26 protein-coding genes and 1 pseudogene are annotated in these 26,771 nt (G+C 58.8%); 17 read left to right on the forward strand and 10 right to left on the reverse strand.

Annotated features, from left to right (window positions below):
* Position 1 precedes the first annotated feature (1 nt).
* The gene (locus PAF20_RS01155; RefSeq protein WP_271071931.1) at positions 2 to 1,432 is read right to left on the reverse strand and encodes a sulfatase family protein; all 1,431 of its coding nucleotides are present in this window, start codon (positions 1,430 to 1,432) and stop codon (positions 2 to 4) included.
* Positions 1,433 to 1,435: 3 nt separating this feature from the next.
* On the reverse strand, positions 1,436 to 1,924 hold the full coding sequence (locus tag PAF20_RS01160; protein ID WP_271071932.1) for a MarR family winged helix-turn-helix transcriptional regulator: 489 nt from the start codon (positions 1,922 to 1,924) through the stop codon (positions 1,436 to 1,438).
* Between the two features lie 117 nt (positions 1,925 to 2,041).
* Between PAF20_RS01160 and PAF20_RS01165 the strand changes: the two genes are divergently transcribed.
* The 3 genes from PAF20_RS01165 to PAF20_RS01175 are packed head-to-tail and all read left to right on the forward strand — an operon-like array spanning position 2,042 to position 5,179.
* On the forward strand, positions 2,042 to 2,998 hold the full coding sequence (locus PAF20_RS01165) for a tripartite tricarboxylate transporter substrate-binding protein (RefSeq protein WP_271071933.1): 957 nt from the start codon (positions 2,042 to 2,044) through the stop codon (positions 2,996 to 2,998).
* A gap of 31 nt (positions 2,999 to 3,029) precedes the next feature.
* Positions 3,030 to 3,593, forward strand: a complete 564-nt coding sequence (locus PAF20_RS01170; protein ID WP_271071934.1) for a hypothetical protein — start codon at positions 3,030 to 3,032, stop codon at positions 3,591 to 3,593.
* The gene (locus PAF20_RS01175) at positions 3,590 to 5,179 is read left to right on the forward strand and encodes a tripartite tricarboxylate transporter permease (protein ID WP_271071935.1); all 1,590 of its coding nucleotides are present in this window, start codon (positions 3,590 to 3,592) and stop codon (positions 5,177 to 5,179) included. Before PAF20_RS01170 ends, PAF20_RS01175 begins: the two co-directional genes overlap by 4 nt.
* Before the next feature lie 74 nt (positions 5,180 to 5,253).
* Here the strand turns inward: PAF20_RS01175 and PAF20_RS01180 are convergent.
* Both PAF20_RS01180 and PAF20_RS01185 read right to left on the reverse strand, forming a co-directional pair.
* Positions 5,254 to 5,346, reverse strand: a pseudogene (locus PAF20_RS01180) (IS5/IS1182 family transposase); the annotation flags it as partial.
* 9 nt (positions 5,347 to 5,355) lie between these two features.
* Positions 5,356 to 6,087 carry a dihydrofolate reductase family protein gene (locus tag PAF20_RS01185; protein WP_271071936.1) on the reverse strand — a complete coding sequence of 244 codons (732 nt, stop codon included), beginning with the start codon at positions 6,085 to 6,087 and terminating at the stop codon, positions 5,356 to 5,358.
* A 140-nt stretch (positions 6,088 to 6,227) separates the two neighbouring features.
* On the opposite strand from PAF20_RS01185, the gene PAF20_RS01190 reads away from it, so the two are divergent.
* The 9 genes from PAF20_RS01190 to PAF20_RS01230 all read left to right on the forward strand — a co-directional run bounded on the left by PAF20_RS01190 (position 6,228) and on the right by PAF20_RS01230 (position 12,867).
* Positions 6,228 to 7,121, forward strand: a complete 894-nt coding sequence (locus tag PAF20_RS01190; protein WP_271071937.1) for a LysR family transcriptional regulator — start codon at positions 6,228 to 6,230, stop codon at positions 7,119 to 7,121.
* A 101-nt stretch (positions 7,122 to 7,222) separates the two neighbouring features.
* Positions 7,223 to 7,660, forward strand: coding sequence for a cytochrome P460 family protein (locus PAF20_RS01195; protein ID WP_271071938.1), 438 nt, complete (start codon positions 7,223 to 7,225; stop codon positions 7,658 to 7,660).
* Between the two features lie 45 nt (positions 7,661 to 7,705).
* Entirely contained in the window at positions 7,706 to 8,788 is a 1,083-nt protein-coding gene (locus PAF20_RS01200) for an alpha/beta hydrolase (protein WP_271071939.1), read from the forward strand.
* An 80-nt stretch (positions 8,789 to 8,868) separates the two neighbouring features.
* On the forward strand, positions 8,869 to 9,621 hold the full coding sequence (locus PAF20_RS01205; protein WP_271071940.1) for a carboxymuconolactone decarboxylase family protein: 753 nt from the start codon (positions 8,869 to 8,871) through the stop codon (positions 9,619 to 9,621).
* Positions 9,622 to 9,658: 37 nt separating this feature from the next.
* Positions 9,659 to 10,174 carry a DUF6152 family protein gene (locus PAF20_RS01210; RefSeq protein ID WP_271071941.1) on the forward strand — a complete coding sequence of 172 codons (516 nt, stop codon included), beginning with the start codon at positions 9,659 to 9,661 and terminating at the stop codon, positions 10,172 to 10,174.
* A gap of 10 nt (positions 10,175 to 10,184) precedes the next feature.
* Positions 10,185 to 10,691 (forward strand): DUF6644 family protein, encoded by a 507-nt coding sequence (locus PAF20_RS01215; RefSeq protein WP_271071942.1) that lies wholly within the window; start codon positions 10,185 to 10,187, stop codon positions 10,689 to 10,691.
* A 23-nt stretch (positions 10,692 to 10,714) separates the two neighbouring features.
* Positions 10,715 to 11,182: a (R)-mandelonitrile lyase gene (locus tag PAF20_RS01220; RefSeq protein WP_271071943.1), complete on the forward strand. Its 468-nt coding sequence runs from the start codon at positions 10,715 to 10,717 to the stop codon at positions 11,180 to 11,182.
* Positions 11,183 to 11,248: 66 nt separating this feature from the next.
* Entirely contained in the window at positions 11,249 to 12,628 is a 1,380-nt protein-coding gene (locus PAF20_RS01225) for an MFS transporter (protein WP_271071944.1), read from the forward strand.
* Positions 12,629 to 12,648: 20 nt separating this feature from the next.
* The gene (locus tag PAF20_RS01230) at positions 12,649 to 12,867 is read left to right on the forward strand and encodes a tautomerase family protein (protein ID WP_271071945.1); all 219 of its coding nucleotides are present in this window, start codon (positions 12,649 to 12,651) and stop codon (positions 12,865 to 12,867) included.
* A gap of 251 nt (positions 12,868 to 13,118) precedes the next feature.
* On the opposite strand, the gene PAF20_RS01235 is transcribed toward PAF20_RS01230, so the two are convergent.
* Together PAF20_RS01235 and PAF20_RS01240 are read right to left on the reverse strand one after the other, a co-directional pair.
* Entirely contained in the window at positions 13,119 to 13,700 is a 582-nt protein-coding gene (locus tag PAF20_RS01235) for a Fic/DOC family protein (protein WP_271071946.1), read from the reverse strand.
* Positions 13,697 to 13,915 carry a hypothetical protein gene (locus tag PAF20_RS01240; RefSeq protein ID WP_271071947.1) on the reverse strand — a complete coding sequence of 73 codons (219 nt, stop codon included), beginning with the start codon at positions 13,913 to 13,915 and terminating at the stop codon, positions 13,697 to 13,699. The genes PAF20_RS01235 and PAF20_RS01240 overlap by 4 nt, the downstream gene beginning before the upstream one ends.
* A 1,193-nt stretch (positions 13,916 to 15,108) precedes the next feature.
* Here PAF20_RS01240 and PAF20_RS01245 point away from each other — a divergent pair.
* The 5 genes from PAF20_RS01245 to PAF20_RS01265 all read left to right on the forward strand — a co-directional run bounded on the left by PAF20_RS01245 (position 15,109) and on the right by PAF20_RS01265 (position 21,435).
* Positions 15,109 to 15,798: a PDDEXK family nuclease gene (locus PAF20_RS01245; protein WP_271071948.1), complete on the forward strand. Its 690-nt coding sequence runs from the start codon at positions 15,109 to 15,111 to the stop codon at positions 15,796 to 15,798.
* Complete coding sequence (locus PAF20_RS01250; RefSeq protein WP_271071949.1) at positions 15,795 to 17,942, forward strand: TnsB C-terminal domain-containing protein; 2,148 nt, start codon at positions 15,795 to 15,797, stop codon at positions 17,940 to 17,942. The genes PAF20_RS01245 and PAF20_RS01250 overlap by 4 nt, the downstream gene beginning before the upstream one ends.
* On the forward strand, positions 17,939 to 18,898 hold the full coding sequence (locus PAF20_RS01255) for a TniB family NTP-binding protein (protein WP_271071950.1): 960 nt from the start codon (positions 17,939 to 17,941) through the stop codon (positions 18,896 to 18,898). The genes PAF20_RS01250 and PAF20_RS01255 overlap by 4 nt, the downstream gene beginning before the upstream one ends.
* Positions 18,895 to 20,412 (forward strand): TniQ family protein, encoded by a 1,518-nt coding sequence (locus PAF20_RS01260; RefSeq protein WP_271071951.1) that lies wholly within the window; start codon positions 18,895 to 18,897, stop codon positions 20,410 to 20,412. The genes PAF20_RS01255 and PAF20_RS01260 overlap by 4 nt, the downstream gene beginning before the upstream one ends.
* A gap of 471 nt (positions 20,413 to 20,883) precedes the next feature.
* The gene (locus PAF20_RS01265; RefSeq protein ID WP_271071952.1) at positions 20,884 to 21,435 is read left to right on the forward strand and encodes a hypothetical protein; all 552 of its coding nucleotides are present in this window, start codon (positions 20,884 to 20,886) and stop codon (positions 21,433 to 21,435) included.
* 139 nt (positions 21,436 to 21,574) lie between these two features.
* Here PAF20_RS01265 and PAF20_RS01270 read toward each other — a convergent pair whose 3' ends face one another.
* Genes PAF20_RS01270 through PAF20_RS01285 form a run of 4 tightly spaced genes read right to left on the reverse strand, consistent with a single transcriptional unit; the run spans position 21,575 to position 26,758 of the window.
* Positions 21,575 to 23,254, reverse strand: a complete 1,680-nt coding sequence (locus PAF20_RS01270; RefSeq protein WP_271071953.1) for a CocE/NonD family hydrolase — start codon at positions 23,252 to 23,254, stop codon at positions 21,575 to 21,577.
* A gap of 12 nt (positions 23,255 to 23,266) precedes the next feature.
* Complete coding sequence (locus PAF20_RS01275; RefSeq protein ID WP_271071954.1) at positions 23,267 to 24,244, reverse strand: ABC transporter permease; 978 nt, start codon at positions 24,242 to 24,244, stop codon at positions 23,267 to 23,269.
* Positions 24,237 to 25,742 carry a sugar ABC transporter ATP-binding protein gene (locus PAF20_RS01280; RefSeq protein WP_271071955.1) on the reverse strand — a complete coding sequence of 502 codons (1,506 nt, stop codon included), beginning with the start codon at positions 25,740 to 25,742 and terminating at the stop codon, positions 24,237 to 24,239. The genes PAF20_RS01275 and PAF20_RS01280 overlap by 8 nt, the downstream gene beginning before the upstream one ends.
* On the reverse strand, positions 25,733 to 26,758 hold the full coding sequence (locus tag PAF20_RS01285; protein WP_271071956.1) for a sugar ABC transporter substrate-binding protein: 1,026 nt from the start codon (positions 26,756 to 26,758) through the stop codon (positions 25,733 to 25,735). Before PAF20_RS01285 ends, PAF20_RS01280 begins: the two co-directional genes overlap by 10 nt.
* Positions 26,759 to 26,771 lie beyond the last annotated feature (13 nt).

The following is a 26,771-nucleotide window of genomic DNA, read 5'->3' on the forward strand; positions in this document are numbered from 1 at the left end:
CTCAGTTTACCTCTGGCGGCGGGGTCGCGGCTGGCGCCCCGACATTCATTGCCTTTTCCAGCCCGCCATGACTTTCGATCAGTGCGTCCTGATCGGTGAAGGCCAGGTCGTTCATCTCGGCTGGATCACAGATCGCTTCCAGCTCTGCATAGAGATCATCCAGCACCGGCTTGGAGGTTGGGTCCGCAGCGCGATTTACTGTTTCTTCGGGATCGTCATGAAGGTCGAACAGCTCCGGCGCGAAGCCGTGATAATGGATCAGCTTCCAGCGCCCCTTACGCAGCATGTAGCAGGCCGAGACCGCACCCACCGCATGATATTCACTGAAGACAATGCGGTCGGAGTCATCAGCTTCGGCGGCAATATCATAAAGAGACTGGCCCGGTCTGTCGCCTTCCAGCGTCGCATCGAAATGGTCGATGATTGTTTCCGAGACGTCCAAAAGGCTGACCGGCGTGTTGCAGATTCCGCCTTCCGCGTCTGGTTGACTGACGATCAGCGGAACCGCGACGGATTCCTGATACATGTTGGACTTTCCCCAGAGCCCGCGCGCGCCCACGTTGTCACCATGGTCCGAACTGTAGATGATGGTCGTGTCCCCGGACAGGCCAACCTGTTCGAGTGCATCCACGATCCGGCCGACATTGTGATCCATCCAGCTGCACAGTGCATAGTAACAACGTCGGGCAAGCTGCCGCTCATCCTCGTCCTTCATGGCACTGTCGCCTGCCAGTGATGCCGCCTGCTTCGCGACCCAAGGGTGAAGCTGATAGCCGCCGCGGGGATGCAGCTTTATCGGTGGAATGCTTTCCGGTGCATAGAGATCAAGGAATTCCTGCGGAACGATCAGCGGAAAATGCGGTGCCACCAGCCCGACATATAGACACCAAGGGCGGCCGTCCTGTGCGGCATCTGACAGCCAATTGATCGCGCGTTCGGTGACAGCGGTGTCATATCGCGTATAGTTACTGTCGCCCGGCCCGATATAGGTGCCCAACATGCGGCCATCCTTAACGACGCGCTCATCCTCTCGGCGGATTGAGCCCCAAACCATCCCGTGGCCGCCCGCGACCTGCATCGGAATATGCTCGACATCAAAGCCGGCTGGGTCTTCGGCATCGCGGTAATGCAGCTTACCGATAGATTCAACGCGCGTGCCCTGATCCTGCAGGGCATGCCCCCAACCACGTGGCTTACCGGTGTAGGGCATCGCATTGTCCCACAGGCGTATGTCATGGACGTATCGGCCGGTTGCAAAGGCCGCCCTTGCGGGAACGCAGATCGGGGAGGGCGTGTAGGCATTGGTGAACCGGGTCCCTCGCGCAGCAAGCGCGTCAAGGTTCGGTGTTTTCACAAATGAGCCCGCGCAGCCCATCGCGGTCGCCTGATGTTCATCTGATAGAATGACAAGAAGATTTTTCGATTTGGTCATGCATCATTCCTCGTCGGATTGGGTCTCTGTAAAATCGGTTGTCTCTGCCGCCTGGGCCAAGGCACGGATAATCGGAAAAACCAGTTCGCGTTGTTCCGGCGTTAACGAACTCAGCAGATGTCGCTGGCGCGCGTCCAACTCAGGGGCCAGCCGATCATGGGCGGCGTGGCCCCTGTCTGTCAGCGTGATGACGAATTGGCGCTGATCAGTTTTGCACGGCGCTGTCGCGATATAGCCTTCTTCGACCAGAGCGTTAACGGTCTTGCTGAACTGCCCCTTGTCGATGCCAGAGCTTTTTCTGACGGCGGTCGAGCGGTCAGCAACCTGCATGCCGACGATTCGAATGATACGCCATTGGGGAAGAGATAGCTTTCCGTGACGAGCCAGGATGACACGCGCCTGTGCGGCAAGCTTTGCACTGAGCTGCGTCAGCTGAAACGGCAGAAGCAAGTCGATATCAATCGAGCTTTGCTGTGAGTCATCGTCGCGCATTCACCTTCCTCCCAACTGGATCATTTCCCCACAAGGTGGACATGTCAACCTTTTTCGTTGACATGTCCACCTGTGCCTGCGAGGTTGGATCAGGGAAATTTTGTAGGGGAGGACAAGATGACCAAGCTTTTCAAACACCTCTTGCTGGCGACATCGATTCTGTCGGCGCCGGTATTTGCAAATGCGCAGGACTGGGAGCCTCCGGGTCCGATCAAGCTGTTGATAGGTTTCGCAGCAGGTGGTGGCGCGGATACGCAAGCGCGCCTTGTCGCGCAGGGCATCGAAGAGAGATACGGCTGGACAATCCTGCCCGAGCAGGTTGAGGGCAATTCGGGTCTGTCGCTGGCCGCGCAACTGACCAGTGAGCCGGCGGACGGAACAGCTATCGGGATGGTCGTTTCAGAGACGCTGACCTACAGTGCGCTTGCGGCAGGCGATCCCGAACTGCAGCTCGATCAGTTCACTTCCCTTGCAACGACCGCCAGCTTTGAACTCGGCCTCGTGGCTATGACAGGCAGCGCATATGACAGTTGGGACAAGGTTGTTGCAGCCGCGGAAGGCGGTGAAGCGGTCAGGTTTGGGGTTGCCTCAGATCGGCAAGCGGATGTCGCGTGGCTGTTTGGTCAGTCCGTCGGATTGGATTTCAATATCGTTCCGGTTCAAGGCGGCGCGGGCGTGATGAATGGACTGCGCGGCGGTGATTTGGATGTCGGCTGGGTCGCAGGCGCACAGTCCAAGGCCGTTCAGCAGGGCGAGATGGTCAATATTGTCAGCGGCATCAGTCAGAAACTGGGCGATTCACCCGATGCTCCGACGATTACCGATCTGGGCGGGGAATATCTGCTGGACGGATATTTCATGTTTATCGCGCCGGGCGGCCTTGATCCATCCGCGCGGGCAGCACTCGGCTCAGCAATTGCGGATGTCCTGAACGACCCCGAAAGCGAAGCAAATCAGCTTGTGGAGTCCGGGTTCGGTGGCGCAGACGTGCTGACGGGCGAGGACGTCGACGCTCGTATGCTGGAGCTGAACGAAGAAGCCGAAGCCCTTCTGAGCGCAGCAAACGAAAGCTGAAGGGCACGGCTCTGTCGGGGAGGGCAGAGACATGCGACGCTTCAATTCAGAGATATACCTCGGATGCGCGGTCATCCTTATCGCTCTGGTCGCGATCTTTGTGTGGTTGCCCAGTGACAGCGCATCTGGTCTAATCGCCCGACAAAGGGGGCGCGTGTCCATCGGTGAGGCGCTTGCACCAGCGGCTTCGTTCGCGCTGATGGCGCTGGCAGGCGGGCTGATCCTGCTGGAAGGCCGCGGCAAAAACTGGGTCGCGCATATATCGCTGGAAAACCTGCGCTTCCTTGGCTTGCTGGTCGCCATCTTCGCGATCTCAACGCTCCTGATGCGATCAGGTGGGCCAGCATTGGTCGCAATCGCCAACGGATTCGGCGCGGACGAACTCAGCTACCGCGAGCTGCGCGATACCGCGCCGTGGAAATATATCGGCTTCGTTCTCGGGGGAACCTTCCTTGTCGCTTCCTTGATGTCTTTCATCGAAGGGCGGGTAAGCTGGCGAGCCATCGGCGTTGGCTTGGCTGCGGTCACTTTTCTGATTGCTGTCTTCGACCTGCCGTTTCCGGATCTTCTCCTTCCACCGAATGGTGACGTATGAGCGACATTCTCAACTACATCTGGCTTGGTGTCGTTTCGGTCTTTCAAAGCCAACCGTTGTTCTCTTTGTTCGGCTTCGGCATCCCGGCGGCGCCGGCAATGCTGCTGGGCGGGCTGCTGACAGGTATCGCGGTTGGTGCCACGCCGGGCCTTGCCGGTCCGATGGCAATGGCGATCTCGCTGCCTATTCTGATTTCCGCCTTCGGTTTCACTCCCGATGCGCTTCTGCCGGTTTTCGGGTTTTTGATTGGCATCATGAAGGGGGCAACGGTCGGCGGTGCCGTTCCCGCAATCTTGTTCAACATGCCAGGCACTCCGGACGCGTTGATGACCACACTGGATGGGCATCCAATGGCAAAATCGGGCCAACCCAAACGAGCTCTGCGCATAGCGCAGATATCTTCGGTGAGCGGGGATACGTTCTCGGACATCGTGCTTTTTGTTGGTGCACCCTTCCTTGCAGTTGCGGTCGAAGCCTATCTCGACCTGCCGGAGAAGACCGCCCTTTTGATCCTGTCGATTTCATTCATCGCGGCGGTCATGGGCAAATCCGTCGGCAAGGGCTTGCTGGCCGTCGCGATGGGGCTCGCCGTGGCCTATGTCGGAACAGGTCAGGCATTGAGCCCTCGGATGACCTTCGGGATTGACGCGCTGTCGAACGGCTTCCCGCTGGTCTCGACGATACTGGGCGTGCTGATCCTGGGCGAGATCTTCCGCTCGATAGAAGAACTGTGGCAGTCCGGTCGCAATGGCAGTGCCGACGACGACATCATTCATGATCCGCAGGCGGACGATCTGCAACCGGGCGATATTAAGCGGATAAGCCCGTCTATTGCTCGCTCAGCGGTTATCGGAACCATCATCGGAGCCCTACCGGGAGTAGGTTCCACTCTGGCGGCGACGCTGGGATATAGCCTTGCAAAACGTCGGTATGATGGCAGACGTGGACCGGACGATGTGGAATTCGGAAAGGGTGCGCCGGAAGGCATCGCGGCGACAGAATCCGCGAACTCTGCCGTCTCAGGCGCGAACCTCATTCCGGTTCTCTCCCTTGGCATCCCGGGCAATGCGGCAGCCGTCTTCCTGATACTCGCCGCAAACAGCATTGGCGGCTTCAATCCGGGCCCTGCGGTGTTTCGCTTCACCACGCCCGAAATCAACCCGGAACTGGTGATCGCATTCGGTATCTTCACCCTAATGGCGCTTGGGAATTTGCTGAACTGGACGATCGGCGGCTACTTTATGCGCTCGATGGGTGTTCTGGCGCGTATCCCGGGGCAGATATTGCTGCCGACCGTGCTGCTCATCACTCTCACGGCAATTTACGTGCAGGAAACCAGTTTGTTCGCGCTGTGGGTCACGTTCAGCTTCGGCGTTCTGGGCTATACGATGCGGCGTGTGGAGGTCCCCGTGCTGCCCTTCGTCATTGCCTTCATACTTGCTCGTCCTTTGGAACAAACCGCGCGCGAAGCATTTGCTGCGACCGGCGGCGATCCATGGTTCCTGTTCAACAGCCTGACATCGGTATTGTTCATAATAGCGGCGATCGGTTCGGTGATATTCCTGAATAGGCGTTCAGGAAGTTGAGGCATCCGCGAATGTTCGAACTGCGCCTGGCCGAAACACAGTATGCCGGCCATAGGGTCAGGACTCTTTCTTGATCATAGCCAGAAGATGACGGTCGCAGCGAGCAGGATGGCGGAAAAGAAGATCTCGGGACTTCGGTCGTATAGGGTGGCAACGCGGCGCCGGTCAGAGTCGGATTATGCCTTTGATGGCGGGTTTGCTGCCTGAGACAGCAACCTGTGTCGCAACCAAACAACGCCACCTTCCAGCGTCTCCGCTGAAATAAGTTCCATTGCCTGACCTTGTGCCGGAGGATCATTCTCTGATGCAGAGTGCTCGTAGATCGACGGCATCCCAGCCAGGCCATCAATGGCTGGCATGACAAGTGTGCTGGTTTCATCGATAAGGCGTTGCGCCAGGAATGCACCGTTCAATCGAGCTCCACCCTCAAGCAACAGCGTCCTCGCTCCAAAATGGTCGCCAAGCCTGTCCAGCACGGACGCAATATCTCTTCCATCCGGTCCGGCAAACAGACCGCTGGCACCGATCGACTGGACATGATCGACATGAGCCTGCGGGACTTGGGTGGAAAAGACGAAGACCAGATGATCCTCCATAGTGTTCTTCTCGAAAAACAGGCGCCCTGACGGGTCAAAAAGCACGCCCAGTTTTTGCCCGTGGCGGTCGCCGATGACATCCTGACGCTCTGTCGGTGCTTCCAGAGCGTGATCCGTCAGGGACACCGCATACCGTTCCAGTGTCTTGCGTCCCGCGATCCAGCCATCATGCGGCAACCGCGCCTCGGCTTCCTCGTATCTCGCCCATAGGAACGCGTTGTAGTCGGTGACCCCGGCCGGTGGTTCGAACCGATCCGTCAGCAAACGTCCGTCGATTGAAGTTATCATGTGGCAGATGATTTTCGGCCGCATCCTGTTCTCCGTCGTCAGTTTCGATGCAGCATATCCACCACGCTATTGACGCGGTAGCCGTTGGCCCTTGCTAGGATAAATGACCCCATGTCATAGATTAGCGACATCATCTCAACGCCTGGCAGAAATCCGATGGCGACATGCTTAAAGAAAACATCACCGACATCATGGCCTTTGTCGCTGTCGCGCGTGAGGGAAGCTTCACGCGTGCTGCTGCGCAACTGGGCCTGTCGCAATCGGCACTCAGCCACAATGTGCGGCGGCTGGAGGAGCGCCTGAACATTCGGCTGCTGTCGCGGACGACGCGCAAAGTCTCGCCCACATCGGCCGGACGGCGCTTGCTGGAAGAGATGGGGCCGAACCTGGCCGAGATGGAGCTGTCGCTGAACCGGCTGCTCGAACAACGTGACCGGCCCGCAGGGAACTTCAGGATCACCGCGACGGATTATGCGATTGACGCAGTGATCTGGCCCCGCCTGAAGCACCTGTTGCATGACTATCCCGATATCAAGGTTGAGCTTCAGAACGATTACGCGCTGGCCGATCTGGTGTCGGGCGAGTTCGATGCCGGCGTGCGCATGGGCGAAAGCGTCTCAGAGGGAATGATCGCAGTGCGCATCGGACCTGATTTCGCGATGAGGGCGGTGGCCACACCAGATTATTTTGAGAAACATGGCCGCCCGATAACGCCGGACGATTTAACGGGGCATAATTGCATCAACCTGCGACTTCCGACCCATGGTGGGCTTTACCCATGGGAATTCGAGAAGGACGGGCGTGAGGTCAATGTGCGCGTTTCGGGCCAATGGACGTTCAACCAGATCAAAGCGGTCTACGATGCCGCACTTGAGGGCTACGGGGTCGCCTATGTGCCTGATGGCCTCGCGGCTGAAGCTATGGACACTGGACGACTGGAAGCGGTTCTTGTGGATTGGTCGCCACCCTTTCCCGGATATCATCTTTACTATCCCAGTCGCAGACAGGCCTCACCCGCGTTCTCGCTGATCATCGATGCCCTCAGGTATCGGCAATGATCCGTGATGACATGATGTCATATAAGAACTGAATCTTTTCACTCTAATTTCTGAACCGGCCGCGCCTTAGCTTGTCTTCCAACGAACACGGGAGATAGCAGATGCGCTTTCAAATTTTTGCAACGCTTGGCCTTTGCCTGACCGCACAAATCGCTTCGGCCCAGGACAACAGCTCCATCCAACTACCCCCTGAGGGCGCGCGGGGTGAGCAATATACCACCGTAACGCGCGGCGGGATCACCGAGCATATCTTCACCTCGGATGAAGCCATTGCTGCGGCGCGCGATGGTGAACCGTTCCCCAATGGCACGGTGATCACGATGGATGATTACCGCGATGGCGCACTTCACCGCATCCTAGTCATGGAAAAACGCGGCGAATGGGAAGGCGGCACAGCGGGAGCATGGCGTTTCCGGGAGTTCGCGCCGGATGGAAGCCCGAACCTGTCCGAAAACGGCGGGCGCTGCGCGTCCTGCCACGCCGGGCGGGCGGCTGACGATTACGTCTTCACCCGTGACCGGATGTCCGGCGCGAACTGATCGCGATGGCTGAAACAAGACCAATTTACAGAAATGAGGAAACCAATGTCCGAAGTTATCAACAAAATCGGCATAGCTGACCGTCAATCGCCATCCCGCCGGGCTGTTCTGGCCGGCGGCACGGCACTGGCAGCCACTGCCTGGGCAAGTGGGGTCGGCATCGCGCGTGCGACCGGGCCTGATCTGTCGCGTGGCGCTGACAATTTCTATCAAAGCGACGAGGTGATCGCCGAGAATGTTCGGTTTACCAACACCTACGGCATGGAGGTCGTCGGAACCCTGTTCACGCCCCGTCAGATGGACAGTGGCAGGCGCTACCCTGCGCTTGTCGTTGGCCACCCCTATGGCGCGGTCCGGCAGCAGGCGGCGAATCTTTACGCCACCAAGATGGCGGAACAGGGCTTTGTCGCCTTGTCTTTCGACCAGTCCTTCTGGGGTGAAAGCGCAGGCACGCCCCGTGGCGCGGTGCTGCCAGATGTCTATGTCGAGAACTTCAGCGCCGCCGTGGATTACCTTGGCACCCGTGACTTCGTCTCGCGAGAGAATATCGGTGTTATCGGGATTTGCGCCAGCGGCGGTTTCTCAATCGCCGCAACCAAGATCGACCCGCGCATCAAGGCCCTGGCCACCGTCAGCATGTATGACATGGGCGAATATTATCGCACCGGCATTCAGGGCGAACGCGCCATAGAGACGCGGAACAGCGACTTGCAGATCGCGGCCGAAAACCGCTTTACTGCCTTCGAAACAGGTGAGCCGATCTACGGCCCCGGCCAGAACGACCCCGTGTTTCTGGAAGCCGCGGAATCCAACGATTTCTACCAGACCGAGCGCGGCCGGGTCCCTTCCAATGATCGCCGCACGACGCCCGCGACCTATGCGAAGTTCATGAACTTCCATCCGTTCATCGACATCGAATCCATCTCGCCGCGACCGATCCTGTTCGTTGTCGGCGAAATCGCCCCGTCGCGCACCTACACCGACCGGGCCTTTGAGATGGCATCGCAGCCGAAGGAACTGGTCGTCGTCGAAGGCGCGAACCGCATCGACCTTTATGACCGCACAGAGGTGATCCCGTGGGATCGCCTGACCACATTCTTTGGCGAGCATCTGAACGGCGCTGCCTGACAACGCATCGATCGACGCCCGCGAACGCTGCCGAGCGCAACCGGGCGTTGGAGACAAAACCAGCTTGAAAGGATGATCAAATGAAAAAGACCATCGCAATCACTGCATTGAGTCTGTCCGTTGCAGGTGGAGCCCATGCGCAGCAGGTGCCGGACACCGTGGCGCAGGTCGCGCCCGCGCTTCAAAGCTATATGGCAAACGATCTCTATGGCCTTGTCTGGTCCGACGAGGCGCTGTCGCGTCGGGACCGGTCGCTTGTCACCATCGCCGCCTTGGTGACGCGGCACGAGCCCGAAGACCTGCCCGCGCAGGTCGAAGCCGCACTGGATGCCGGGCTGACCGGCGCGGAAATCTCGGAAGCGCTCTCGCATCTGGCATTCTATACCGGAATGGGCAATGCGACCGCAGCCGCGGCTGCTATCGCGCCAGTTTTCACCGCACGCGGCATCACCGCCGAGGATCTGCCCGTCGCTGATCCAGAACTGCTGCCACTCGATGAAGAGGCCGACGACGCCCGCGCTGAACGCCTTCAGGGACTCTATGGCAATGTCAGCCAAGGCACGCTGGACAATACGACGAACCTCCTGTTTCGCGATCTCTGGCTACGTCCGGCGCTGGCGCCGCGCGACCGCAGCCTTGTGACTGTCGCTGCGCTGATCGCCGCCGGACAGCCCGAGCAGATGACTTTCCATCTGAACCGCGCGATGGACAATGGCCTGACGCAGGAAGAAGCGGGCGCCGTCCTGTCCCATCTCGCTTTCTATACCGGCTGGCCCAAGGTCTTTTCGGCCCTGCCCGTCGCCAAAGATGTGTTCGAAGATCGCGCCGAGTGATCTGCGCCTCTTTTCCCAGTCAACGAAAGGAAAAACCATGTTCAGAACGTTCCTGAAATCCGCCACCATTGCCTTCACGCTTGCCGGAACCGGCGTTGCTGTCGCGCCATTGGCTGCTCTGGCGCATCACGGCTGGAGTTCGTTCGATACCAGCCGCGCCTATTACATTCAGGGGACCGTCACCGATGTCCGCTGGGGCAACCCGCATTCCGAGGTCACCATCACGGTAGACCGGACCGAACTGCCCGACGGCTTCCGCGACCGGCCGCTTCCGCAAGGGGCAAACGCACAAGAAGGCGCAGAGACAATGGCCTCGGCCCGTGCCTACGAGGGCGAGCATGAAGAAATTCACCTCACGCTGGCCGGTCCCAGCTGGATGTCCCGCTGGGGGCTGGATCGTCCACTTGAAGCTGGCGAAACGATCGAAGTGTTGGGTTATCTCGGCTCTGCCGATTCCGATGACTTGCGACCGGTGATGTTCTGGCTGGAAGATGGACAAGGGGTCTGGCAACAGCTGACCGCCTTCCCGACCAGCCCCGAACCGGCGAACTGAGGGCTGGCTGGTGACCATTCAGTCATCTCAGTGGTTCATGGACCTGCTGGCTGGGCTGGAACAGTCATCGCTCGGCGTCTGGGTTCGGTCCGCCCCACAGGCCTATCCCGTGCTGGAATGCATCCACATACTTGGGATTGCCCTGCTGGTCGGCTCCGCACTTGTGGTCGACCTGCGGCTTATGGGCCTTCGCGGGCGCGGCGTGCCAGTCACAACGGTGACCCGCAATCTGCTGCCTCTCAGCCATGTCGGCTTCGCCGCAGTGCTGATGAGTGGGGTGCTGATGTTCTTCGGCATCGCCCGCGCGGTCGGCTTCAGTGCGGCAGCTCCTTGGAAGCTGGGTCTGATCGCCCTCGCCGGGGTGAACATTCTGGTGTTCCACTTCGGCATCTATCGCTCGGTCTCGATCTGGGATCAGCAACCGACGCCGCCGATAGCTGCGCGTATTGCGGGCGGTGTGTCCGCGCTGAGCTGGATCGGCGTTCTCGTGGCCGGGCGCTACCTCGCCTACGTCTGAAAACACTCAATATGGAGAAGAAGATGAAAAACCTTATCCTGATCGCAAGTCTTGCAACTGCGGTTGCCAGTGCTGCCAGTGCCGTCGAGGTGAATTCGCCCGGCACGAACGAGGCACGGGTGATGTCGCAGGAGAACTTCACCGGCAATGCCGTCGCGGAATCCATGCTGCCCGCGAATGAGCAGAATACGCATAATACCGGGATCGTGACCTTTCCGCCCGGCTCGCGCACGGCATGGCATTCCCATCCGCGCGGCCAGACACTGATCGTCACCTCCGGCACCGGTTGGGTGCAGGAACGCGATGGTGAGCGTGTCGAGATCAGCGCCGGCGATACAGTCTGGTGCCCGCCGAATGTCGAACACTGGCATGGCGCGACCGACACATCGCTGATGCAGCACATCGCGCTGACATATTTCGAGGGCGACACCAATGTCACCTGGGGTGACCTCGTCTCTGACGAGGAATACGCAGCACCCACAACCGAATGATCGAGAGTCCACGCGGCCCGGAGCTTGCCCATTCCGGGCCGCAAAGCTCTCATTAAAGGCATTACCATGAAAATGATTACAAACCCGGAAGGCAGCTCGTCTGCCAATGTCATCCTGATCTGCGTTGCTGCAGCGACCTCTCTGGCTTTGATTATCTTCTGCGCTCCTTTGACAACGGCATCGGCGACCGTCGCTTCCCTCGGTGGCAGCGTGGGATTGCAGGCCTGGGTGCTCAGTGCCATGCCGCTGGGTGCTGCAGCCGGGCTTTTGTGCGCAGGCGCCATGGGCGATGCGCTGGGACGGCGGAATGTCTTTGTCGCTGGCCTATGGCTGACCGCGCTTGCATCGCTTGTAACAACCCTCGCGAACTCCGGCGTTGTGTTCGTCGCCGGTCGCATCGGTCAGGGGCTGGGATGCGCGGCCATTCTGGCATGTGGTCTGGGGTTGATTGGACAAGCATTCAAGGGTGAAGATCGTATCCGGGCATCGCGCATCTGGGCTGCATCGTTGGGGCTGGGCGTCGCGGTTGGTCCGATCATCTGCTCGCTTCTGCTCAGCTTCAGCGGATGGCGGCTGTCCTATGCCCTTATCAGTTTTGCTGCCGTGTTCCTTGCGCTGGGCGCACAATACGCTCTGCCGCGAGCATCGGGAAATCAAGGGCGGATCGATTATCTGGGTGCCGCTTTCATTATGATCGGCCTCGTGCTGTTTCTCGCAGCTCTGATCCAGATGCGCAGCGGCTTGACGGTTTCGGTCGGTGGGCTCGCCATCGTCGGCACGGCTTTTCTGGTGGCCTTCCTGTGGCAGCAGCGGCGTGCAAAAAACCCCATTCTGACACTCGATTTGTTCAGGAACCGGGATTTCGTTGTCGCAACCACCGGCGCCTTCGCATCCGGCGCTGGCGTATTGGCGATCATGGCATCTGTGCCTGTGATCCTCCAGCAGGGCTATCACCTCAACCCAATCGCCGCGAGCCTGGTGATCCTGGCATGGTCGGGCCTGACCGCCGTCACTGCACTCTCCGCGGGTGCCTTGACCCGAGGTTTGTCGCCGAGAGCCGTGCTGATCGGGTCGCTCGCCGGCTGCGCAGTCGGTCAGGCGATGCTGCTGTTTCTGCAAGAAGGCAGCGTTTGGGAACTCGCGCTGCCCGGTCTGATTGTCGCTGGCATCTCAAATGGCGTGCTGAACGCGGCTCTGGGGCATCAGGCGGTAGAAAGTGTGCCGGATGAGCGCGCGGCCATGGGATCGGGCGCCAACAATACCGCCCGCTATCTGGGATCCGCTATCGGCTTTGCGGTCATAGCGCTGCTTGTCGCGCATGGCTTTTCCCAGCAAGATCTGTTCCTGGGATGGTCTGAGGCAGTGCTGGCGAGCGTCGCATTTTCGATGGTGGGGTTGCTGGTCGTGATATTCGCGAAGACGCCAGGCCCAGGCGCGGCCAGCTAACGCCAGAATAGGAGAGCGTAATGCCCCATGTTGTTGTTCATATGATGCCCGGTCGGTCCGAGGAACAGAAGGACGGACTGGCACAGGCGATAACACGCGCGTTGCAGGACAGCATCGATGCGTCGGAAGAGTCAGTGTCCGTTGATATTGTCGATCGGGACAACTGGCCAGACTTTTACCGTGCGGAAATTGAGCCTCATTTGGCGCGGCTCAGAAAGACGCCCGGCTATTCGTATTGATGGAGAAGCTTGCCTCCAACCGTATAGACAAGTTGCACTTCGTCCTTGGGCGACGGTGCCGGAGATTAATTGTGAAGGTCCGGTTTATCGAAAGTCTTCTATTTTTTTCCGCGCCGCCGCTTGCCCGTTCTCCGCTCAATCTGCGGGTCGCACAGGCTCGACTGTTATTCGAACGCCGCTGTCTAGCGCAGGATTTATTTCACGCATATGCTTAGGGCAGGCCGAACAGGATCTGCTGCGCCTCGCCCGTTTCAGCCGGCCATCTTGATAATCGCGTTCACGAGAGGGGTTTCGTTTCCAGCGAAGCTCGCGATCATGGCCTCCATAAACTCTTGCTCATTGATGTTGTCCTCGATCATTTCAATCCCCGCGACCTGCATGAGGATGTCCAGCAAAGTGAGCTGACACCGCCCGTTTCCCTCACGAAAAGGATGCACCGCGTTGATTTCGGCGATGTAGTGAGCCGCTCGCGCGGCGAAATCGTGCACATTGCTCGTGTTGGCCAAATGGCCTTCATCGGCGAGATCGCGAAAGATGCGGCTCATCGCACGGTCGATGTATTCTGGAAAGCAGAACCAATTCCCACCCTTGGCGGTTCGAATTTGTCTAGCTTGCCCTGCCCATGTGTAGACGTCTTGAAAGAAATGATGATGAATGGCCCGATAGTGCCCATAATCAAGCGTGCCCTCAGGCAGGGGTTCCTCCGACCTGGTCAGGAACATAAGCTGCTCGAACTGATCAAGTTCGTCCTGACTGGTCAGGCCAGCTTTGTTTATAAGGACAGACGTGCCGGGATAGCAGAGAGGATCCTCCGCGACGTCATACCGGCTCATTTTCCTTTCTGAGTGGCAAAGGAGGCGGCTATCGCCGAGCGAAGCGCGTCCCCCTTGAGCCCCCGATCGGCATGGGTCTTGAGCATCTTGGCGGATTTGGCACTGGTCGTTATGCCCTCAACCATGGCGAACTTTGCGGCCTTGCCCTTACCCAAAGGCCCGGTCGCGAAGCGTCTGCTGGAAGAAGACTTTTTGAGTGCGCTGCTCTTGCTCATGCGACCACCTTATCACCATCCATGTTGAATGTGTATGAAGATCCCGTCTCGCATCAAGAGAACAGTTCAGTGCACAATCGTAGGGTAACCAAGGTTTCGCTGCGGCGTGTCCGAAATGCAGGTTTGGCCAAGTCGCCGTGAGGGCGACGCTGTCCCCTGCCGAGGCTGCTTACTCATCGCACGCCACCGCCTGCGCTGTGCTGCAGTCCGACCGTGCCTGTCGAGGCGATCTGAATGAGATGAGCAAGACAAGCATTGCTAGTGAGATAATTGGTTCTGGATGATCAGCGAACTCAACTGTTCTTGAGATCATACAGTTCATCGCTGCCAGAATGACTCGAAAGCGATGTTTTTCGCTTCATAGTTGCAGAGCTTTTGGGTGCTTCATTTTCCCGCTTGCGATATTTTTCCAACTTCCTATATACTTACGCCATGACCCTGATGAAGCAGCCCTTTGTTAGCCTTGGACCGCGGCAAGCATTCAGCACCCTTCTGGGTGGTGTCGCCTCGTTTGCCCGTGGCGACATGACGAATCGGGGCGTTTTGCGGGTTCGCATGCCGGTTGACGATAGGTCTTCTCTCGACATGCCGGCAAAAAAATCTTCTCAGATACGCCGCTGAGCTGAATATTCGCATCTGTTTTCCAACAGGTGCGGTGAGTTCGGCTGCGCAGCAATTGGTAACTGGCACCATCGTGTGGGCCAGATATGCCACTGCTGCGTTCCAGTGTGCGTCGAGGATCGAAAAGAAATTTCGGTTTTCGCATAAGCGAATGAAATAGCTTGGAATTATTTCCAAGTGTGGCGCGATGCGATACTAATTGCATCCGTCTATAGCGAAAAAGGACGCGACCATGTCGAAGGCTTAGAAACAAAGACGCCCGATCTGCGCCAACAGATCGAGCGTCTCTATGAGGCAGACCGAAATCTACCCTGAATATGGTTTCCGCTTAGCATTTCCGTCCCGGAAATTCAAGCGATCTGTCTGACCTCCCGAACAATTCTGTTCGCAGATGATGTGCTGCGTGTGCCGGCCCTCCGGGTCGGTCGCACAGCCGTCTCCTGACGAACCTCGCGGCACCGACAGGTGAACTCACCGGCTTGGCCGGGTGATGGCGCATGTCTTTTGGCCGCGCGATGCGGACTTCCCATCCAGTTCCGGGCGGGGACAAACACCGACGTCGAGAGACAGACATGTTGGAAGATCACTACGTCGACGAAGACGGCTTCACGATGTTGCATGTGCCGAGCACCTGCGATCGTCGGCCGGCGAGGATGTCCAAAGGGCATTTCACCGGCCAGATGATGGTGGGACCATGGCCCGGCAGGGTTCTTCATATCGAAAGCCTGCTGGAGCGCAAATGGGCATGCTGCCTTGATGCGCATGAAACCACCGAGGAGCTGCGTGAGCAGGTTGCGTTCGAATGGCGTGGACCGGACGGTCGCCTGAAGACCCATTATTTCGACCTGTGTGTCGATCAGACCGATGGTGCTCGGGTCGCTTATACCGTCAAGCCCGAAGCGCGACTGACTGAAAAATTCCTGGCCGAGATCAGCGAGATTGCCCGTCAGGCCAAGGCGGCTGGCTTTGTCGATGACGTGCGTCTTTTGACAGACGCCGATATCGATCGCGTTGAGCTTACGAATGCGCAACTCATCCGGGCAATGCGCAAGCCTGACGCCGAGGCAGACGCGGCCGCGGCGGCAGTTCTTCAGAAAATGGCGGGACTGACGACCCTTGGGGAGCTTCGGGATCGCATCGACATGGGGGCTCGCGGCTATCGGGCCCTGATCCGCTGCCTTGCTGACCGGCAGCTTTCCATGACCCGCCATGAACCCATCACCCATGACACCGAAGTTTTCAAAGCCGGAGTATACAAATGAACCTTTCGTTTGACACAACCCGCCACACCTATGCCTTCCACCCGCATGATCGTGTGACGATCAACGGCTCGGAATACCTTCCCGTTAGCCACAACGAGGTGGGGTGGCTCTTTGCATTCGCCGATGGCACCGGTGCGTGCCAGCAGTTCACACATAAAGAGCTGAGCAATCTCGGTGCGAGGAAGCAGTTGCGTGTGGAGCGCCGCTATTTCGGAGCTGAGGCGGCACAACGCCGCCTCAGCCGGCCGGACACTGCAATCTCGCTGCTCTCGGAAAGACAGCAATTCTTGCTCTGCCAGCGCAAGGCCTGGGTCGAGGCCTTCCTCGAGAAGGAGCGCCTCGGCGAAGTCAATCGAACCGATGACGCGATCAGGGCGAACATGGGAGACATGACACTCTACGTTTTCAATCTCGTGACTCAGCAACTCGGTCGGCGGGCTACGCACGCGTCAGGAGATGTCGTCCTGAAGAAGCCACCAAGCACGCGCACACTTCGCCGTTGGCTCAAAGATTATGAGCAAAACGGCTTGGTTGGGCTTGTTCAGCGCACTGAGGCTCGTGGCAATCGCCAATCGAGGTGGCATCCAGATGAGGTGGAGATTCTGATGCGCGAGGTGCGGGGTTACATGCATCCGGATCGCCCGACCATCGACGTGATCGTAAAGAAAGTGAACGCTGCGTTCGTGCATCGCAACGCTGAGCGAGAGGCACATGGATTGCCGCCGCTCAATTGCCCGGGCCGTGGGGCCGTGCGCCATGCCATCCGAAACCTTGAGCCTTTCCTTGTAGAGCTCCGCCGCAAGGGCGCGGCTGCGGCACGCATCAAATTCGCGCCCGTCGGGAAAGGACTGGATGTCACGCGACCTCTGGAGCGCGTGGAAATGGATGAATGGGACATCGATCTCATCACGCTTCTGGCGCAGGCAGGGATTTTGGAGCAGCTGTCAGAAGAGGAGCGAATCGCGGTTGGCTTGTCAGGCAAGAATACGATCCGTTGGAAGCTGACGGTCGCGATGTGTGCCAGGACACGCTGCATTCTCGGCATGGTTCTGACGCCAACTGCGACGTCCAACGCAGCCATTCAGGCGCTCAAGATGGTGCTTTCCGACAAGGGGCAGCTCTCGACCGTGGTGAAGACGCACGGCGCCTGGCACATGCACGGCGTTCCAGAGACGATGGTCACGGACTGTGGTCCTGCGTTCACTTCCAATGCTTTTCAGATTGCCGGTGCAGATGTGGGCATCGACATGCTTCGGCCTCGAGCAGGAATTGCGGAACTTCGTGGCCGGATCGAACGGTTTTTCGGAACCATGGGGTCGAGTCTGATGTCGGAACTTTCGGGTCGGACCTTCTCTGACATCGTCGAGAAAGGTGACGCCAATCCAGAGGACCGGGCCTGCCTGACCGAGAATGACCTGGCTGATATTCTCGTTCGCTGGGTTGTCGATGTCTATCACAACACCGAACATGAAGGCTTGGACGGAGAGACTCCCGCCGAATGCTGGGAGCGTCTGACTGCCAAGTATGGTGTCACGCCGCCGCCGGACGTGCAGCGTTCGCGCCAGATCTTCGGGCAGAGGCTTCTGCGCAAAGTCGGGAAGAAAGGTGTGCGTGTGTTGGGTGTGCACTACCATTCGACGGTTCTGGCAAACTATTTCCTTCATTGTCCCGAAAGGGACGTAGAAATTCGCTGGTTGCCAAGCGATATCGGCGCCATCGAGATCAATCTGGACAAGACGTGGCACACGCTGCCGGCGGTCATGGATGGTTTGGATGGCACCAGCGCGCAGCTCTGGATGGCGGCTGTCCGCGAAGTTCGCGCCGCGGACCCGGACCGTAAGAAGCACAACGAAAAAGTCATGCTCGATGCGATGAACGAAATTCGGGCGAGGTCACATGACGCGCAGGCTGCCATGGGGCTTCTGTCTGAAGACTGGTCCGAAGACCGTGTGAAGCGCGAAGAGGCGAAGCTGATGATCGGGTTTGAGGTTGGTCCTGTCCCCGCATCCAAGCCGCGTAAAGATGGTATCGGCCAGTCGCTCCTGTCCGATCAAGACGACAGCAGCGCCAAAGCGGCGCCAGTCAGCGCGCCAAAAGGCAGGCGCAAGGGTGATAGCAAGTTCAAAATGGGGGACCGGGAATGATCGATCACGCAAAGAACGCCGAGATCATGATGGATCTGCGCTCGCGCCATATCGGCGCACCGCGGGACATCGAGTTTGCGTCCCATCTCGAACGGCTCTTGCGCCGCGATGATGCAGGCAACCTGACAGCGGAGGCGGTCAGGTTTGCGGCCACGGGTGAGACGCGTGGTATCCTTGTCGTCGACGGACCCGGTGGCGGCAAGTCGACCATGGTTGCCCGTGCGCTCGGGAAACACCCCGCGCTGCAAGCCCATGTCGACGGACAGCCGGCCTTCCTGGGGGTGAGCGTGCCAAGCCCGGCGACGCTGAAAAGTATGGGTCACGAGATCCTGCGCCGCAGCGGCTATCCGATTGTTGGCGAGCGCCGTGAAGCGTGGAGCATCTGGGATCTTATCAAGACGCGTCTGCGTATGTTGGGGATCTCGGTGCTGTGGATCGACGAAGCGCATGACCTTTTCTGCAAGGACAGCGCGCAGATCCTGCGGGCGCTAAAGTCCCTGATGCAGGGCGACGACGCGGTGATCGTAATTCTGTCTGGCACAGCGCGGCTGAGCGAGGTCATCCGGTCCGACCCGCAGGTTCAGCGCAGGTTCTCGGTCATGAACCTGCGCCCGGTCTGCGCGGCGACCGATGGTGAGGATTTCCACGACATCATCGACGCCTACTGCGGCGTCGCCGGGCTCGACACCGATCTGTCGTCCGACATTGTCCGCAGGATCTTCCATAGCGCCCGCTATCGCTTTGGTCGCAGCATTGAGGCCGTTCTGAACACGATCGAGATCGCCTTGGGCCAAGGCGCGGCTTCACTGGAAAACGACCATTTCGCGCGAGTCTACGCGATGCAGGAAGGCTGCGAGCCCGGGCGAAACATCTTTCTGACCGACGATTGGGCCGCGATCGATCCCGACCGGGTCTACGACCAACCCGTTACCCGCAAATACAGCCGGAAAAAATGACCATGACCATTCTCACGCCTAAGTTGCCCTTCCGTCCCGAGGAAACCCACCTGTCCTGGGCCACGCGCCTGTCTGCCCTGCATGGGACCGACAGCCTGCGGCCCTTCTTGACGGATATGGGGATCAAGCCAGTGGATCTTATTACGGGGCGGCCAGCCGCCGTGAATCGCCTCTGCGAGGTTGCCGGACAGGCACCCGGGCCGGTGTGGTTGAACACCGCCATGTCCGACGGCAAGCACAGCTATTCGCTGCGGGGCGAGACCCTGCCGGTGTCGATGATCCTGCGCGACGAGACGCGTTTCTGCCCGCTCTGCCTGCTTGAAGATGACGAGGCGGCGGGTGGGACCAAATACAACCGCTCTGCGCGGCTCGACTGGAGTCTTCGGGTGGTGACGACATGCGCCCGCCACAACCTTCGTCTGGCCCCGCGCCTTCGTCCGCGGGGGGCTGGTGAATTGCATGGCATCCGGGAGCTCGTGCCTGAGCGCGGACAGCAATTGGTCGCGCTGGCGGACGAATTGCCGCGACGCGAACCTTCGCCAATTCAAACCTATGTCATCAATCGGCTGAACGGCGAAACCGGCCCCGCATGGCTCGACCGTCAGTCCCTCGAACAGGCCGTCAAGGCGACCCAGATGCTGGGGATCGTAATGACATTCGGCGCAAAAGTCATGATGGGGAGGGTCGACAGCGAGGACTTGGATTTTGCCGGGCGTAATGGATGGAAATTCACCTCCTTCGGCGAAGCGGGCGTCAATGAGGCGCTTACGATGCTCCAGGGAAATGCGTATCGGCAGGATATCGGCGGGCAGAACTATGCGACCGTCTTTGGGGCCCTATACAACTGGCTGCGGGAGCCGGGCGAACGCAGTGATCACGGCCCGATCAAGAAGCTGCTGCGCAACTATATCATCAACAATATGGACGTCACTGTGGGCAGAGAGCTTCTGGGCAAGCGCATTGAGCGGCGCTTGAAATACTCGGCCCAGTCGCTTGCACTTGAGACCGGACTCCACCGGCAGACCCTGCGCAAGGTTCTGGTCAACAGGGGTCTTGTTGCGAGCGAGGATGCGGACAAGTCCAATTCCGTGGTTCTGGTCGATACTGTTCCGGGACTTGATGCAGCAGAGGCACTCTGCCGGGCAGTTCCGTTTCTTGGGCTTCAGGCATACCTGAACGCAAGTCTGCCCGTTGTCAGAACGCTCATCGATCTAGGCCTGCTCACCCCACTTCATCGCAGCAAGACTCCGAAGGGCAGGGACAAATGCGGATTTGATGGCCGCGAAGTCGGAGCACTATTGGATCGGGTTCATTCCCTCGCGCCCGAAATCCAACATCATGATGCCGAATGGATCACGCTGACCCAATGCACGAAGCGGGCGCGGGTGACGATGCAATCGGTTTTGAAGCTGGTGTTTGACGGGCAGATCAAGGGTATCGGACGTTGTGTTGGTGAGACGGGCTTCAAGGCGATTCGAATCGATCTGGATGAGATCCGACGACTGAACAGCTGAAATCAGCCTTTCCCGAACCCAGTTTATCCGGGGCCGCCGTTTGGCGGCCTTTTTCATGGGTTTTTCGATGGCAGAATTATCCGTGTATAATGGAAGAAGAGCCGGCCGATCGTGCATATGATACCCAGCAATCGTTGAACTCGATGGCAACTAAATGGCGGTATTCACAATTGTTGTATCGGCAGTCAATTAACTGCCATTCGGCCGGGTTTGCTTCCTTTTTGGCAAGCATAATTCTGCCATTGGCGAGTGAAGAAATATTATAATTTAATAATATCAATTATTTAATCGGATTTGGCGATTTCTCGTCGCCTGGCCGATTTCGCATCTCCGCAAACTGCCAGCAGCCTTGACGCTGATCGGTCTTGCTGCCCATCTGCCCTCACCGACCCGGGTCCCAATCTTTCACTTCACGCAAGCTTCACCGCGACTGCGCGGGGAAATGCCTTGCGGGTCTCAGATCAGGGCACCATGACACGCATACCCTTTATCAAAGCCATCTTCGCCGCGAGCGATGAAACCATCGCCGACGTGCAGGACAGATTTGTCGAGCATCTGCGCAAATTGCGCTCGCCCCCGGACGAGCCGCCCCGGGAGGGTGCCGATGCAGAATCCGAACAGCTTCGTATGGCAATCACCCGGCACAATTTCCGCGGACGCCTGTCGAAGGCCGATGTCGCCAAGATCAAGGCCCGTGCCGGGCGCATCGTCGCGGCGCGGGCAGCAGCAAATGGCCTGAGCCATCTCAAACCTGATGAAATTGAGCGTCTCTCCGCCCTCCGTCACGGCGTGCGCCTGTCTGCGATCCAGTCAGAGGATCAGCCAGACGAAATCGCGGCCCAGCTCCATCAGGAAACGCCCTGGATGGCGCCCGCCACCGAGTTGGTCTGGTATGCCAGGCGGCGTTCGGGATTCGATGGTGAGATCGGCTTTCGACTTCCACCCATGCTCCTCAACGGCCTGCCGGGGGTCGGCAAGACAAGATGGGCCGCCCGCCTTGGCCAGTTGCTCGATATGCCATAGCTGCAGATTGATGCCAGCGGGGAAGGTGCCTCCTTCGGGATCGCCGGTCTTCAGCGCGGTTGGGGCAGCGCCGGCCCAGGAAGAATTCTCGAAACCGTTCTGAACACATTGACCGGCAATCCGCTGGTCATCATCGACATCAAAGTTTGAGAAGGCCGGCGCACCGACTTGGAAGAACGAGGCGCCCAGTCATAACAGTCTGGAGGTAACTCTGAGACGCTCTTGCCGAGCTTGTTGTTCCGCTTTTCGCGCAAACATCAAAGCGTGGGAAATTGGATGAAGCAATTTGCAGCCGGATACGGTTTTTCAATGCAAACTGGTGGCCGATATGTCCGAGTTTTATCACTAACTGGGTCGTCGAGATGAGATCGTCCTGAAAAAATTGGCTCGAGCGCAGGATGCCATCAACAAGTCCAAAGCTCTCGCCATTCGGCGTGACCTCACACAACCGGCCGGTCCAGTCACAGATTTTGACGCTGCTAGCAACGGTCAGTTCGACAGCAACCAGTCCGATGACATCTAGCGGGATCGTCAAAGGATCGCTGGTGAAGGTTATCACGTCTTCGCGGCATTCGATTTCAGATTGCCTCATCGGTCCGGAGTTTCGTCCCAGCAACAGCCCTGGCAAGAAGGTTGCGCCGCCAGTTGTCGGGACCGGAGAGTTGGGATCGAATGTCCAGCTTCGCGAATTTGGTGATGACGGTTTGGTTTGACGCAGCCGATCACCGTCCAGATGCAGTTCCAGGCGCGATTCCTCGGGAAGCGGCCAGTCATCCGCCTCGTGCCAGATATTGGTCCCAGTCTGGAACCACGACACCATGGGACGGCGGGGCATGCGTCCCGAAAATATATCGGAGAAGAAATCGAGCTGTGCATCCGAAAGCATCGCAGTCGAGGCAGTATAGCCGTGCCACATCTCGCCTTGCCGGTCTTTGGGATTGCCATGCGACCAAGGGCCGATGATCAGGCGATCCGGGCAGTCGCAGGCGTGCTGATAGCGGGCGCGGGCAGTCTCGAACAACTCGATCGACCCCTCTGCAAACAGGTCGTTCCAGCCTGCGGTGACCAGCATCGCCACGCGGCATTGCGCCAGATCGTCAAGGTGCTCTCGGTCGCTGGAAGAGGCGAGGGCGCGATCAACGTCCAGCCATTCCCTCGCATACGGGGCCAGTTCATACAGGTCATCGGCGATGTCAGGAAGATCGCCATAGGCGGCATCAGGGTCAGTCAGCAGCCGTGCCATAAAGGCCTGCAATCGCTCTGCCGCCTCTGCTTCCATACTCGGCAGGCGACGAGCAAGATCGGCGGGACCGAGCGCCTCGATGATCCACAGCAGGACAAAGCCCAGTTCGATCGCGCCGCCGCGATATGTCCATGTCTCACCGTGCCGTGCCGTGGTCAGTTGAGGAGAGATGGCGAGGAGTCCGGGCGGGTTTTCGGCCGCTGCGAGGACCTGCGTGGCGCCAACGTAAGAGGCACCGAACATTCCGACCTGGCCGTTGCAGAATGGTTGCTTCAGAAGCCAGGCGATGGTGTCGGCGCCGTCTTTGCCCTCATGCAGGAAGGGATCGAATTCGCCATCAGAGCCATAGCGGCCGCGCGTATCTTGCACCATGACCGCCATGCCGCGCCTGAGTGCAGACTGGAATTCCAGCGCCGAGATATACTGCGCGCCATGTACGTCCGCGCGCCGGTATGGTGTGCGCTGCAACAGCACCGGCCAGGGGCCATCGCCATCAGGCAGCCAGACGTCGCCGCGCAGAATTGTTCCGTCGCGCATCGCGGTCTCGACACTGTCGAGAATGGTAAAACGTTTCATCGAACTGTCTTCTCAGCGCGCAATGAAGCGCTGACGGAGCTGGTCGAAAGAGACCGCGAGGATCAGTAGTATGCCGGCTGCGACCTGTTGCCAGGTCGAGTTGATGTTCATCAGCGTCATGCCATTATTGAGGACGCCGACGATGAGCAAACCCAGAATTGTGCCGAACATTGACCCGATGCCGCCTTTCAGGCTGGTGCCGCCGAGAATAATGGCTGTGACCACCGCAAGCTCCAGACCGACACCTGTTGTGCCGGAGGTAGAGCCCAGTTGCGATGCACTAACCAGTCCCGTCAAGGCCATACAGATGCCCGAGGCGATGAATGCGAGAAACAGGGTACGTTTGGTGCGAATTCCGACCAGACGGGCCGCGCTTTCATTCGCGCCAATTGCATAGATCGTCCGGCCAAAGACGGTTTTTGCCAGAAGCACGCCGACGGCGATGGCTACTATGACGAATAACAGCGCTGACAATGGGATATCGAAAAGCGGACGATAGATGGCCCAATCAAAACCATTGACACGGACGCTGGACGCGCCGCCGATGGACAGTGTCAGCCCACGGAAAATGGCCAGCGTACCTAGTGTTGTAATCAGTGCATTGACACCGACGACCGTGACCAGAAACCCGTTCAGCGCACCGATTCCTATACCGGTCGCCAACGCTACCAGGATTGCCGGGAAAATTCCCATCGCATTCGCAGCGAGCGCGAATATCAGTGCGACGAATGCCATGCCGCTGCCGACCGAAAGATCGAATTGTCCGCCAATCAGAAGGATAGTGCCACCCGCGGCGAGGATGCCGGTGATCGACATGGCGGTGAAGATATTGACCCAGTTCGGCCATGTGAGAAAGAACGGAGAGCTGAACGAGAAGAAGGCCACTTCCAGCAACAGAAACACCATAAGTGCAGCGGATTCAGGCAGTGCTAATCCACTCCGCGATGTGTTTCTCTGGTTGTCGGTGCCGCTTTGGGACTGGTCAATCATGTTGTCCTCCTCCGGCCAGCCGGGTCAGATTGGCGACCGAGATGTCTTCGCGGGACAGCCCTGCCGTCATGCGTCCGCGCACCATGATGACGGCGCGGGTGGCAGCGTGGACGATGTCCTCATAATCTGAACTGGCGATCAGGATGGCATGGCCATCGCGCGCAAGCTCGCGCAGCAGCTGATAAATTTCCTCTCGCGCGCCGACGTCGACGCCGCGTGTGGGTTCGACCAGTAGAAGCAGGCGCGATCCGTTTTCCAGCCAGCGGCCAAGCAAGACCTTTTGCTGGTTTCCGCCGGAAAGGTTCACAATCGGCTCTGACCCATCCGGACTGGAACGGACGCGAAGCCTCCTGTGCCATTTGGCAAAGGCACGTGTTTCCGATTCGCGGCCAAGAAACCGGCCGTTTGCCAACCGGCGCCAACTCGGCGCGGCAAGGTTTTCCGCAGAGCGGCACGGCCCGAAAATGCCGTCGCCCTTTCGGTCAGAGGGCAGAAAGCCGATGCCTTGGGCAATCGCTTCTGCCGGGTGGTCAAATGCGACCTCCTTGCCGTCAAGCCGGATAGAGCCGCCTTCGCGCAGATCCGCGCCAAAAAGCGTCGCAGCGATTTCGGGTACACCAGATCCGATCTTGCCGTACAGCCCGACGATTTCACCCGGCGCCACGTACAGGTCAACTTCCTCGAAGCCGTCGCCGGAAAGTCCCTTGACCTCGAGCATCGGTTTGGCCGGGCCGTCAAAGCGGTAATCCTCGTCCGAGCTCTGAAGTTCGCGACCGACCATCGCTGTCACCACAGATGCCTGATCGACCGAACCGACATCCTTGTCCAGCGATACGCGCCCGTCGCGCAACACACACACGCGGTCGGCAAGGGCGAACACCTCATCAAGCCGATGGGTGATATAAAGGATCGCCGTGCCATTCTGTTTCATGCGCCGGACCAGGTCGAAAAGCCTCTGCGTTTCGGCATCAGAAAGCGCGGCTGTCGGTTCGTCAAAAATCACGCAGCGTGAAGCACCGATCGAAGCGCGCGCGATCTCTATGATCTGACGCTCACCAAGCCGCAGGGTTGAAGCCTTTGCATCCAGAGGAATGTCGGCCCCGAGCGATTGAAGCGCGTTCGTCGCTCGACGGCGCATTTCACCACGGTCAATAAAGCCACGACGTGTTGGCAGAGCGCCCAGAGTGATGTTCTCAGCGACGCTAAGCGTCGGCGCATCGGCAATCTCTTGTGCGATTAGCCGGATACCGGCATCACGAGCCTGCCCAACCGACCGTATTGCGATGGGTTCGCCATCTATGGCAATTTCGCCGTCATCGGGAGCATGATCGCCTGCCAGAATCCGTACGAAGGTCGACTTTCCGGCACCGTTTTCTCCCAAAAGCGCTGTCACGGTGCCGGGCGAGAGGTCCAGATCAACCCCGTGCAGAACCCTGACCGGTCCGAAGGACTTGCGGATACCCCGGACCGAAAGGAAGGGTCGATCACTCAGCTGCATGACATTCCCGGATAGAATTCGGCCATGTTCTCTTGGGTTATGACCTCATGCGGTACAAGGATCTGTTCGGCGATCTCTTCACCCTTGATTGCTTTGATCAGGTTCGGCACGATCAGCAGCGCGCATTTTTCGGGAAAATAGGCTGCCGATGCGATGAAGTTCGGCGCGGTCCAGATCTGGCAGTTATCCGGATCGAAATTCTGCACGCCAAGATAAAGGTTCTCTGTCCGGCCCTGACTGCGCGCGGCAGCAAGCGCACCGGTGATAACGTCTTCATTGATTCCGACTGTGATTACACGCTCTGCGCCGGGCAGAGCGGTGAGAGTATCCATCATCTGTCGCTGCGCCGTATCGGCCTGACCGCCCGCGCCGGTGTCGATGATGCGTTCGTTATTGACCGGACCGCAGACGGACTCAAAGCCTTCGCGAATACCATCCATGCGCATGTCGTTGACGACGCCGACGGCCAGTGATTCCAGCGAGACCCAGGCATCATGCTCACACTCGAAATTTTCCTGAAAATAGCGTCCGAGTTCATATCCGACGATCTGTCCGGCATATTCATTTGCCGCGCCCACAAATGCTTTCTGGCAGGGCTGCTGTTCGATATCGATGGCGATCACTGGCACCTGCGGTCCTTCGGCGCAGATATTTGCAGCCGCGGCCGCGTCGGCCTGAAAGGTAATCAGGCCGTCGACCTCTTGGGTGCGAAACTGGCGCGCACAGTTGAGGGCCTCGGCGGCGTTCAGTTTGCTATCACAGGTGACCAGTTCAAACCCCGCAGTGGCGGCGGCTTCTTCCATACCGGTCTGAAGAGCTTCCGGGAAAGGAACACCCAGCGCTAGCTGGGTAAAGCCGATGGTCAGCCCCTCGCCCATGCCCGCCTCAATTGGTGCGAATTCTGCGACGGCATCGGGTGGCGTTGGTGCGTCTTGCGCGAACACAGTTCCCGCGAAAAGTGTCGCGAAGGTTGCAAGGCCGACGATCCGGCCGTTCGGTTTCCATTCAAGAATCATTTCTTCCTCCCAT

The sequence above is a fragment of the Paracoccus albus genome, assembly GCF_027913035.1.
Lineage (GTDB): Bacteria > Pseudomonadota > Alphaproteobacteria > Rhodobacterales > Rhodobacteraceae > Paracoccus > Paracoccus albus.

What these genes read in the sequence shown, in the direction of transcription:
- PAF20_RS01155 (WP_271071931.1), bottom strand. Translation starts at nt 1,432, where the DNA reads ATGACCAAATCGAAAAATCTTCTTGTCATTCTATCAGATGAACATCAG.
- PAF20_RS01160 (WP_271071932.1), bottom strand. Translation starts at nt 1,924, where the DNA reads ATGCGCGACGATGACTCACAGCAAAGCTCGATTGATATCGACTTGCTT.
- PAF20_RS01165 (WP_271071933.1), top strand. Translation starts at nt 2,042, where the DNA reads ATGACCAAGCTTTTCAAACACCTCTTGCTGGCGACATCGATTCTGTCG.
- PAF20_RS01170 (WP_271071934.1), top strand. Translation starts at nt 3,030, where the DNA reads ATGCGACGCTTCAATTCAGAGATATACCTCGGATGCGCGGTCATCCTT.
- PAF20_RS01175 (WP_271071935.1), top strand. Translation starts at nt 3,590, where the DNA reads ATGAGCGACATTCTCAACTACATCTGGCTTGGTGTCGTTTCGGTCTTT.
- PAF20_RS01185 (WP_271071936.1), bottom strand. Translation starts at nt 6,087, where the DNA reads ATGCGGCCGAAAATCATCTGCCACATGATAACTTCAATCGACGGACGT.
- PAF20_RS01190 (WP_271071937.1), top strand. Translation starts at nt 6,228, where the DNA reads ATGCTTAAAGAAAACATCACCGACATCATGGCCTTTGTCGCTGTCGCG.
- PAF20_RS01195 (WP_271071938.1), top strand. Translation starts at nt 7,223, where the DNA reads ATGCGCTTTCAAATTTTTGCAACGCTTGGCCTTTGCCTGACCGCACAA.
- PAF20_RS01200 (WP_271071939.1), top strand. Translation starts at nt 7,706, where the DNA reads ATGTCCGAAGTTATCAACAAAATCGGCATAGCTGACCGTCAATCGCCA.
- PAF20_RS01205 (WP_271071940.1), top strand. Translation starts at nt 8,869, where the DNA reads ATGAAAAAGACCATCGCAATCACTGCATTGAGTCTGTCCGTTGCAGGT.
- PAF20_RS01210 (WP_271071941.1), top strand. Translation starts at nt 9,659, where the DNA reads ATGTTCAGAACGTTCCTGAAATCCGCCACCATTGCCTTCACGCTTGCC.
- PAF20_RS01220 (WP_271071943.1), top strand. Translation starts at nt 10,715, where the DNA reads ATGAAAAACCTTATCCTGATCGCAAGTCTTGCAACTGCGGTTGCCAGT.
- PAF20_RS01225 (WP_271071944.1), top strand. Translation starts at nt 11,249, where the DNA reads ATGAAAATGATTACAAACCCGGAAGGCAGCTCGTCTGCCAATGTCATC.
- PAF20_RS01230 (WP_271071945.1), top strand. Translation starts at nt 12,649, where the DNA reads ATGCCCCATGTTGTTGTTCATATGATGCCCGGTCGGTCCGAGGAACAG.
- PAF20_RS01235 (WP_271071946.1), bottom strand. Translation starts at nt 13,700, where the DNA reads ATGAGCCGGTATGACGTCGCGGAGGATCCTCTCTGCTATCCCGGCACG.
- PAF20_RS01240 (WP_271071947.1), bottom strand. Translation starts at nt 13,915, where the DNA reads ATGAGCAAGAGCAGCGCACTCAAAAAGTCTTCTTCCAGCAGACGCTTC.
- PAF20_RS01245 (WP_271071948.1), top strand. Translation starts at nt 15,109, where the DNA reads ATGTTGGAAGATCACTACGTCGACGAAGACGGCTTCACGATGTTGCAT.
- PAF20_RS01250 (WP_271071949.1), top strand. Translation starts at nt 15,795, where the DNA reads ATGAACCTTTCGTTTGACACAACCCGCCACACCTATGCCTTCCACCCG.
- PAF20_RS01255 (WP_271071950.1), top strand. Translation starts at nt 17,939, where the DNA reads ATGATCGATCACGCAAAGAACGCCGAGATCATGATGGATCTGCGCTCG.
- PAF20_RS01260 (WP_271071951.1), top strand. Translation starts at nt 18,895, where the DNA reads ATGACCATGACCATTCTCACGCCTAAGTTGCCCTTCCGTCCCGAGGAA.
- PAF20_RS01265 (WP_271071952.1), top strand. Translation starts at nt 20,884, where the DNA reads ATGACACGCATACCCTTTATCAAAGCCATCTTCGCCGCGAGCGATGAA.
- PAF20_RS01270 (WP_271071953.1), bottom strand. Translation starts at nt 23,254, where the DNA reads ATGAAACGTTTTACCATTCTCGACAGTGTCGAGACCGCGATGCGCGAC.
- PAF20_RS01275 (WP_271071954.1), bottom strand. Translation starts at nt 24,244, where the DNA reads ATGATTGACCAGTCCCAAAGCGGCACCGACAACCAGAGAAACACATCG.
- PAF20_RS01280 (WP_271071955.1), bottom strand. Translation starts at nt 25,742, where the DNA reads ATGCAGCTGAGTGATCGACCCTTCCTTTCGGTCCGGGGTATCCGCAAG.
- PAF20_RS01285 (WP_271071956.1), bottom strand. Translation starts at nt 26,758, where the DNA reads ATGATTCTTGAATGGAAACCGAACGGCCGGATCGTCGGCCTTGCAACC.